Origin of the sequence: Mycobacterium sp., from assembly GCF_049802695.1 — a bacterium.
Lineage (GTDB): Bacteria > Actinomycetota > Actinomycetes > Mycobacteriales > Mycobacteriaceae > Mycobacterium.
This window is the reverse complement of record NZ_JBARMY010000076.1, coordinates 1-2,112: the sequence shown is the minus strand read 5'-3', so window position 1 is coordinate 2,112 and position 2,112 is coordinate 1. Positions and strand designations below refer to the sequence as shown.

The window sequence follows — 2,112 nt, the reverse complement described above, 5'->3', positions numbered from 1 at the left end:
AGAGCGCGGTCAGGCGGGCGCGGTCGACCGAACGACGCGAGCGGATGATGGCCGGCGAAGCGGACTACCTGCTGCCGCGCGACCAAGGCCCGGTACGCCGATTCGCGCGCGATGTGGTCGATGCGCGCCGCAACGCGCTCGGCCTGTTCATGCCGTCGACGCTGGCGCTGTTGTTCAGCATGTTCGCGGTGCCGCAACTGCAGTTTTACATGTCCCCGGCGATGCTGATCCTGATGGTCGTCATGACCATCGACGCGGTTCTGCTGGGCCGCAAAGTCGGCAACCTGGTCGACGAGAAGTTCCCCGGCAACACCGAAAGCCGTTGGAAACTTGGCCTTTACGCTGCTGGCCGGGCTTCGCAATTACGCCGCATGCGCGCTCCTCGCCCGCAGGTCAGCCGCGGCAGCCGTGTCACGTAGAAACCGCCAGGAAGTCAGCTGACCGGCCGTGCGGACACTGGCCCTCGGCGGAATCAAGTCGGGCAAGTCCCAGTGGGCTGAGGTGGCGATCGCCGAGGCGCTGGCCCCGCACCAATCGGTGCGTTACCTGGCCACCGGATCCACGCTGGGCGATGACGCGAGCTGGTCGCACCGGGTCGAGGAGCACCGCCGGCGCCGGCCGGCGCACTGGTCGACGATGGAGACCGCCGACGTCGCAACCCAATTGCGACGGTGCGCCGATATGCCGACATTGGTCGACGATGTCGGCGGCTGGTTGACCACCACTTTGGACCGCCGCGAGGCCTGGCGACACGGATCGGTGGCGGGTGACGTCGACGAGCTGGTGAGTGCAGTCGCCGCCTTTCGCGCACCGCTGGTGCTGGTCAGCCCGGAGGTGGGGCTGACGCTGGTGCCGGTCACCGAGGCCGGCCGCCGATTCGCCGACGAACTGGGCTTGCTGAACCAGAAACTGGCCGGGCTGTGCCAGCGGGTGGTGCTGATCGTGGCCGGGCAGCCGGTGTCGATCAAGCCGGGCAACCGCTAATGGCCTACGCCCCGGTGCCGTCACCTGACGCCGACGCCGCGGCTGCGGCGCGCGCCCGGCAGGACACCCTGACCAAGCCGACCGGCGCGCTGGGCCGGCTCGAGGACCTGTCGGTGTGGATCGCCGCTTGTCAAGGATGTTGTCCACCAAAGCCGTTCAGCCGCGCACGGGTGGTGGTGTTCGCCGGTGACCACGGTGTGACTAGATGCGCCGTGTCGGCCTACCCGCCGGAGGTCACCGCCCAGATGGTCGGCAACATCGACGCCGGCGGCGCTGCGATCAACGCGCTCGCCGGCGTCGCCGGCGCAACGGTACGGGTTGCCGACCTGGCCGTGGACGCCGATCCGCCGTCGACTCAGGTCGGCGCGCACAAGGTGCGGCGCGGCAGCGGCGACATCACGGTCGAGGACGCGCTGTCGAATGCGGAAGTCGACGCCGCGATCAAAGCCGGTCAGCAGATCGCCGACGAGGAAGTCGACGCCGGTGCCGACATCCTCATCGCCGGTGACATGGGCATCGGAAACAGCACGCCGGCAACAGTGTTGGTGGCGGCGTTGACCGACAACGAGCCGGTGGCGGCGGTCGGCTACGGAACCGGGGTCGACGACGCCGGGTGGGCGCGGAAAACGGCTGCGGTGCGCGACGCACTGTACCGGGTCAGCGGCTCGCGATCCGATCCGGTGGCGTTGCTGCGCGCTTGCGGTGGAGCGGATTTGGCGGCGATGGCAGGGTTCTGCGCGCAGGCCGCTGTGCGCCGTACCCCGCTGTTGCTCGACGGCCTGGCGGTGACGGCTGCCGCGTTGGTCGCTGAGCAGTTGGCGCCCGGCGCACGCCAGTGGTGGCAGGCCGGTCACCGCTCCCCCGAACCGGCGCACGGGTTGGCGTTGGCGCGCCTGGAACTCGAGCCGATTCTGGACCTGCGCATGCGGCTCGGTGAAGGCACCGGGGCCGCAGTGGCCCTACCGGTGTTGCGCGCGGCCGTCGCCGCACTGTCGGAGATGGCCACGTTCTCCGCAGCCGGTGTGGCGACCCGGCCCGGTGCTGACGAATCCGCATGATCCGCTCGCTGGCATCGGCATTCGCGTTCGGCACGGTGCTGCCCGGTGTCGGCGCGAGTCGGCCGCTGAG

Annotated in this window: 3 protein-coding genes; all 3 read left to right on the top strand. The window is 69.9% G+C overall.

Going from position 1 to position 2,112, the window contains the following annotated elements; translation table 11 throughout:
- Positions 1 to 419, top strand: a 419-nt coding sequence (locus WA317_RS02725) for a DUF3043 domain-containing protein (RefSeq protein ID WP_425171577.1), incomplete at its 5' end; no start/stop codon positions are given.
- Positions 420 to 447: 28 nt separating this feature from the next.
- On the top strand, positions 448 to 984 hold the full coding sequence (locus WA317_RS02720) for a bifunctional adenosylcobinamide kinase/adenosylcobinamide-phosphate guanylyltransferase (RefSeq protein ID WP_425171576.1): 537 nt from the start codon (positions 448 to 450) through the stop codon (positions 982 to 984).
- A complete protein-coding gene (cobT, locus tag WA317_RS02715; protein WP_425171575.1) occupies positions 984 to 2,042 on the top strand; it encodes a nicotinate-nucleotide--dimethylbenzimidazole phosphoribosyltransferase in 1,059 nt (352 codons plus the stop codon). The genes WA317_RS02720 and cobT overlap by 1 nt, the downstream gene beginning before the upstream one ends.
- The last annotated feature ends 70 nt before the right edge of the window (positions 2,043 to 2,112 follow it).

Bases quoted from the DNA above. Each gene is read 5' to 3' on its own strand.
- cobT (WP_425171575.1), top strand. From the start codon at position 984: ATGGCCTACGCCCCGGTGCCGTCACCTGACGCCGACGCCGCGGCTGCG.